General features: G+C 68.2%; 5 protein-coding genes and 1 pseudogene. All 6 read left to right on the forward strand.

What is annotated here, in order from left to right:
• A pseudogene (locus tag AC1D1S_RS18170) lies at nt 1-222 on the forward strand (HAD family phosphatase); the annotation flags it as partial.
• On the forward strand, nt 215-1,402 hold the full coding sequence (locus AC1D1S_RS18175; RefSeq protein ID WP_476995107.1) for a site-2 protease family protein: 1,188 nt from the start codon (nt 215-217) through the stop codon (nt 1,400-1,402). The pseudogene AC1D1S_RS18170 and the gene AC1D1S_RS18175, both read left to right, overlap by 8 nt.
• Nucleotides 1,403-1,503: 101 nt before the next feature.
• Entirely contained in the window at nt 1,504-2,601 is a 1,098-nt protein-coding gene (locus tag AC1D1S_RS18180) for a tRNA (adenine-N1)-methyltransferase (RefSeq protein WP_028275577.1), read from the forward strand.
• A gap of 84 nt (nt 2,602-2,685) precedes the next feature.
• On the forward strand, nt 2,686-4,497 hold the full coding sequence (gene arc / locus AC1D1S_RS18185) for a proteasome ATPase (protein WP_476995108.1): 1,812 nt from the start codon (nt 2,686-2,688) through the stop codon (nt 4,495-4,497).
• Nucleotides 4,494-6,167 (forward strand): depupylase/deamidase Dop, encoded by a 1,674-nt coding sequence (gene dop / locus AC1D1S_RS18190; RefSeq protein ID WP_028275578.1) that lies wholly within the window; start codon nt 4,494-4,496, stop codon nt 6,165-6,167. The genes arc and dop overlap by 4 nt, the downstream gene beginning before the upstream one ends.
• A gap of 90 nt (nt 6,168-6,257) precedes the next feature.
• On the forward strand, nt 6,258-6,461 hold the full coding sequence (locus tag AC1D1S_RS18195) for a ubiquitin-like protein Pup (RefSeq protein ID WP_026266331.1): 204 nt from the start codon (nt 6,258-6,260) through the stop codon (nt 6,459-6,461).
• The last annotated feature ends 102 nt before the right edge of the window (nt 6,462-6,563 follow it).

The following is a 6,563-nucleotide window of genomic DNA, read 5'->3' on the forward strand; positions in this document are numbered from 1 at the left end:
GTCGCCATCCCGCACATCCTGCCCCTCCCGCACGATCCCCGCCGCGCCACCTGGAACACCCTGGAAGGCCGGACAGTCGCTGACCTGGAGGAGCTCGTGGCCCTGCGGCACGACTTCCCCGACGCCACCTTCGGCGCCGCCGCGGACCCAACCGGCCGCTTAAGTACGGTCTCGACCACAGTCTCGACCACGCTCTCGACCGCGGGCCACTCCCGTGGCTGACACCGGCAGCCAGGGGCAACGCGGAAAGACTCCGGCTAACCGCCGGGAAGGGATCCCGCTGGGCCGGATCGCCGGCATTCCGGTATTTCTGGCGTATTCCTGGTTCATCATCGCGGCCTTCRCGGTGATCGCCTACGGGCCGGTCCTGCAGAGCAACAATCCGCGCCTCGGCGTCACCGCCTTCTTCGTCGCCTTCGCCTACGCGCTGCTGCTCCTGATTTCCGTGCTGGCCCATGAACTCGCGCACGCGCTGACCGCGAAGCTGTTCCACTGGCCCACGGAGAAAATTGTCCTCAACCTCTGGGGCGGCCACACCCAGTTCCAGAGCTTCACGGCCTCACCCGGCCGCTCCGTCCTGGTGGCGATGGCCGGCCCGGCCGCGAACTTCGTCCTTGCYGGCGCAGGCTGGCTCCCGCTTGCCTACGGCGACCTGAACGGCGTGGCCGACATCCTGGCCAACATCTTCGTCTGGGCCAACCTGCTGATCGGCATCTTCAACGTCCTTCCCGGCCTTCCGCTGGACGGCGGCCGGCTGGTCGAATCCGCCGTGTGGAAAGCCACCGGCAGCCAGGAGAAGGGCACAATTGCGGCAGGCTGGGCGGGCCGCATCATCGTGATCGCCCTCGCCCTGTGGTTCATTGTCCTGCCGCTGGTCAGCGGCGCGCGGCCGGATATTTCCTTCACTCTCATCACCGCCCTCGTGGGCAGCTTCCTGTGGATGGGGGCGTCTGCCTCGATCCAGCAGGCCCGCCTGCGGKGCCGGCTGCACCTCGTCGACGCCGCGGCCCTCGCCGAACCCGCCCTCGGCCTTCCGGAAACCGCGACGGTCGCGGACCTCCTGGACCGGGCGCCGGGCGGAAAGCCCGCCGTGGTGCTGTGCGACCGGGACGGCCGTCCGGTGGCCATCGTCGACGCCGGCGCCGCCGCCAGCGTGCCGGCCGGACTGGCCGCAGCGACCGCCCTGACCGCGGTCTCCTACCCCCTTGGCGCGGGCGCCTATGTCCCCGAATGGTCCAAGGGCCAGGAGCTCGTCCAGTACCTGGCCCAGCTTGAGGGCCAGGAGTACGCGGTGGTGAACCGCGAGGGCGCCGTCACCGGGCTGCTGCGCCAGTCCGCCGTCGTCCGGGCCATAACGGGCAAGTACCGGAACGAACGCCAGAACCAGGGGCAGAACCGGTAGAGTTACTGGGCGGTCGTGAATTTCCGGCCCCCACGCGCAAGGACCGGTGCCCGCCGGCATGTCCGCGGCCACACAGCTTTACAGGAGCGAGGAACATCTTCATGAGCAGCGACACCGCCGCAGGCACTAACACTGCCAACACCACCGCCGCCGCAGGCACTGACACTCCCACCGCCGGGGCCAGCAGTGCCGCCGGCGCGAATGGTGCCACCGGCGCGGCGCGCCGCCGCGGACCCTTCCGTGAAGGCGAACGCGTCCAGCTCACGGACGAGCGTGGCCGCATGAACACGATCACCCTCGAAGTCGGCGGGGCTTTCCACACCCACCGGGGCTTCCTGAACCATGACGAGATCATCGGCAAGCCCGACGGCTCAGTCGTGGTCAACAACGTCGGACAGCAGTACCAGACCCTGCGTCCGCTGCTCTCGGACTTCGTGCTCTCGATGCCCCGCGGCGCGGCCGTGGTCTACCCGAAGGACGCCGGCCAGATCGTGACCATGGCGGACATCTTCCCGGGCGCACGCGTCGTCGAAGCCGGCGTCGGCTCGGGCGCCCTGTCCATCTCCCTGCTGCGCGCGGTGGGGGACAACGGCTACCTGCATTCCTTCGAACGCCGCCAGGAGTTCGCGGACATCGCCCGCGGCAACGTCGAGACCATCTTCGGCGGACCGCACCCGGCCTGGAAGATCTCCCTTGGCGACTTCCAGGAGGAAGTGGTGCGCACCGAGGAACCAGGCTCCGTGGACCGCGTGGTCCTGGACATGCTCGCGCCGTGGGAGTGCCTCGACGCCGTCGCCACCGTCCTGGCCCCCGGCGGCGTATGGATCAATTATGTCGCGACTGTGACGCAGCTTTCGCGGACAGCCGAAGCCATCCGCGCGGACGGACGCTTCACCGAACCCGACGCGTGGGAATCCATGGTCCGCGGCTGGCATCTCGAAGGCCTGGCCGTCCGCCCGGACCACCGCATGGTCGCCCACACGGGCTTCCTGCTGGTAACCCGCCGCCTCGCCGACGGCGTCACGGGAATTTCGGTAAAGCGCCGCCCCTCCAAGACCGACTTTAACGAAGAAGACGTCAACGCCTGGACCCCGGGCGCTGTGGGCGAGCGTGCGGTCTCGGACAAAAAGCTGCGCCGCGCCGCCCGCGACGCAATCGCCGGAACGAACGTCGTCGACGCCCCGGAGATAACGAACTAGGCAGCATATTTCGGATGTCTCCAGCGGCACCCGCCTTCTTAGGGCTATGGTCTTAACAGAAGAGCAGGAAGGGGCTGATGCACGATGGAGACTCCGAATACTGACCCGGGCCGCACACCGGCCGAGGACGCAGCGGATGCTGCCGCCCGCACGGATGCGGCCCGCGCCGCAGACGGCGAGGGTGACCGGTATGCCACCAATGAACTGTCCGTCGCCGAGCGGCAGGTCAACATCCTCCGGGACAAGCTCCGCCACATTGACCGCCAGCTCGCCGCCGCGACGCAGAACAACTCCAAACTGGTCAGCATGCTGGAAACGGCCAAGGCCGAGATCCTGCGGCTGAAAAACGCCCTCGACCAGGAGGGACAGCCGCCGTACAGCTTCGGCACCATCCTCCAGCTCAACCCGAAACGGCAGCCGACGGCCGGGAACAGCGGCCAGGCGGCCACGGAGGAATCCGTGGACATCTTCAACGCCGGCCGCAAGATGCGCGTGGGAATCAGCCCGCTGGTCAACATCAGCCAGCTCGCCGTCGGGCAGGAAGTCCTGCTCAACGAAGCCCTGATGGTGGTCGCCGGACTCGGCTACGAGCGGGCCGGGGACCTCGTCACGCTCAAGGAAATGCTGGGGCCCGACCGTGCCCTGGTAGTGGGCCGCGCCGACGAGGAGCGGGTCATCCGGCTCTCCGGCGCCCTGCTCGCCCAGCGGCTCAGGGTCGGCGACGCGCTCTCGATTGATTCCCGGACCGGGTACGCGCTGGAAAAGATCCCGCGCTCCGAGGTGGAGAACCTCGTGCTCGAGGAAGTCCCGGACATCACCTACCAGGACATCGGCGGACTGGGCCCGCAGATCGAACAGATCCGCGACGCCGTCGAACTGCCCTTCCTGCACCCGGACCTGTACCGGGAGCACGGGCTCRAGGCGCCCAAGGGCATCCTGCTGTACGGCCCGCCCGGCTGCGGCAAGACCCTGATCGCGAAGGCCGTGGCCAACTCGCTGGCCGCCCGGGCTGCCGAGCGCGCCGGCAAGACGGACATGAAGAGCTACTTCCTGAACATCAAAGGACCCGAGCTGCTCGATAAGTACGTCGGCGAGACCGAACGCCACATCCGCCTGATCTTCGCGCGCGCCCGGGAAAAGGCGTCCGAGGGCAGCCCGGTGGTGGTGTTCTTCGACGAAATGGACTCGCTGTTCCGCACCCGTGGCACCGGCATTTCCTCCGACGTCGAAACCACCATCGTCCCGCAGCTGCTCAGCGAGATCGACGGCGTCGAACGGCTGGACAACGTGATCGTGATCGGCGCCTCGAACCGGGAAGACATGATCGATCCGGCGATCCTGCGCCCGGGCCGCCTGGACGTGAAGGTGAAGATCCAGCGCCCCGACGCCGAGGCCGCGGCCGACATCTTCAACAAGTACATCACCACGGACCTGCCCTTCCACGAGTCCGACCTCGGCGAGCACAACGGCGACGTGCAGGCGACCGTGGACGCCATGGTCCAACGCACCGTCGAGGCGATGTACTCCACCGAGAAGTCCAACGAATACCTCGAGGTCACCTACGCCAACGGCGACACCGAAATGCTCTACTTCAAGGACTTCAATTCCGGCGCCGTGGTGCAGAACGTCGTGGACCGGGCCAAGAAGTACGCCATCAAGGACCTGTTGACCATCGGCCAGAAGGGCCTGCGGATCGACCACCTGCTCCGGGCGGTCGTGGACGAGTTCCGTGAACACGAGGACATGCCCAACACCACCAACCCGGACGATTGGGCACGCATCTCCGGCAAGAAGGGCGAGCGCATCACGTACATCCGCACCATCGTCCAGGGCAAGGCCGGCCAGGAGCCCGGGAAGTCCATCGAGACGATGCCCAGCACAGGCCAGTACCTGTGACGGCTGTTGTCCCCGGCAAGCCCGCCGACACTGCGGGCGGGCTGCCGGTCGGCGGGGCGATGCGGGTCATGGGATCGGAGACCGAATACGGCATCCACGCGCCCTCGGCCCCGGGAGCCAACGCCACGATGATGTCAGCCCGGGTCATTCAGGCGTATGCCCAGGTGACCCGGCAGCGCGCCGCCGGCGGCGCCGAGACCCGGTGGGACTACACGGACGAGGAACCGCTGCACGACGCCCGCGGCTGGACCTTGGAGCGCAGCAGCGCGGACCCGGAACAACTCACCGACCAGCCTCCCGTTCTCGACGCCGAGGCGATCGCCCTCGCCTACGGGCGGCAGGAACTCGAGGCCGACGGCGAGGACGAGTCCGGCACGCTGCTGATGAACATGGTGCTGGGCAACGGCGCACGGTTGTATGTGGACCACGCCCATCCGGAGTATTCCAGCCCCGAGGTGACCAACCCCCGCGCCGCCGTCACGTGGGACGCCGCCGGCGACCTCGTGGCACTGGCCGCGGTCCGGCGCCTCGCCGCGGATCCCGAACTGCCGCCGATCAACCTGTACAAGAACAACACGGACAACAAATCGGTCTCCTACGGCTCGCACGAGAACTACCTGATGCCCCGCTCGGTGCCCTTCGGCGAAATCGTGCGCGGCCTCACGCCGTTTTTCGTCACCCGGCAGATCATTTGCGGTGCCGGGCGGGTGGGCCTCGGGCAGGACAGCGCCCGGGCCGGCTACCAGATCAGCCAGCGCGCTGACTTCTTCGAAACCGAAGTGGGCCTGGAAACCACCATCCGCCGCCCCATCATCAACACCCGGGACGAGCCCCACGCCACCGCGGACAAATACCGCAGGCTGCACGTCATCATCGGCGACGCCAACCTCAGCCAGGCCTCCAACTTCCTCAAGTTCGGCACCACCGCGATGGTCCTGAGCCTGATCGAGGCCGGGCTGGCGCCGCGGATCGAAGTCCATGAGCCCGTCGCCGCGCTGCAGGCCGTCAGCCACGACACCTCGCTCACCGGGCTGCTGCGCCTGGGCGACGGCCGGCGGATCAGCGCCCTGGACCTCCAGTGGATCTATTTCGAGGCCGCCTCCAAGCACGCGCAGGACACCGGCGTCGCGGACGCCGTGGACGGTGACGGCCACACTCACGAGGTCCTGGAGCGGTGGTCCGCCACACTGAGCGAACTCGGCGGTGACCGGGCGGCGGCCGCATCCTCAGTCGAGTGGCTCGCCAAACTGTCCCTGCTCGAGGGCTACCGCCAGCGTGACGGCCTGGGCTGGGACAACGCACGGCTGGGCCTTGTGGACCTGCAGTGGGCCGACATCCGCCCCGAAAAAGGGCTCTACTACCGGCTGCTGGCCCGCGACCGGATGCGCCGGATCGTCGACGACGCCGCGATCGCCCGTGCGGTGACCGAACCGCCGTCGGACACGCGGGCGTACTTCCGCGGGCGCTGCGTCAGCAGGTTCGGTGCAGACCTCGCGGGGGCCAGCTGGGACTCGGTGATCTTCGATGTCCCCGGCCGCGGCAGGCTCCAGCGGGTCCCAACCCGCGAGCCGCTGCGCGGGACCGAAGCCCTCACCGGCGGCCTGTTTGCCCGGCACAGGGAGGCCGGGACGTTCCTGGCAGAACTGCTCGGACTCAGCCCCGGTTCCTGAAAACAAAGCCCCCCGCGCGCGCCCCGGGCGTGGCACTATTGCTACAGGATGTCCCTTAGGAGAAAAGGGACGGACATGAAGGAGAAAACAATGGCAGGCCAGGAGCAGCAGCAGCCGCAGTCGCGGGACACCGAGGTTGACGAGGACGTCCCCGCCGCGCCGCCGGCCCCGGCGGACGCCCAGGCGTCGGCAGCCACCCAGGGCGTCGATGATCTCCTCGATGAGATCGACGGCGTGCTGGAGTCCAACGCCGAGGAATTCGTGCGCGCATTCGTCCAAAAGGGCGGCCAGTAGGAGCGCCGCCGGCCGCCGGATGAGGGCGGCGGGAGGGGCTAAGGGCCGGAAGAGTCGTTGATCCACCACGTTGAGGGAGAGCGTTAGTGCAGGAAACAACAG

The sequence above is a fragment of the Arthrobacter sp. P1_A5 genome, from assembly GCF_056406825.1.

Bases quoted from the DNA above. Each gene is read 5' to 3' on its own strand.
- AC1D1S_RS18180 (WP_028275577.1), top strand. From the start codon at position 1,504: ATGAGCAGCGACACCGCCGCAGGCACTAACACTGCCAACACCACCGCC.
- AC1D1S_RS18195 (WP_026266331.1), top strand. From the start codon at position 6,258: ATGGCAGGCCAGGAGCAGCAGCAGCCGCAGTCGCGGGACACCGAGGTT.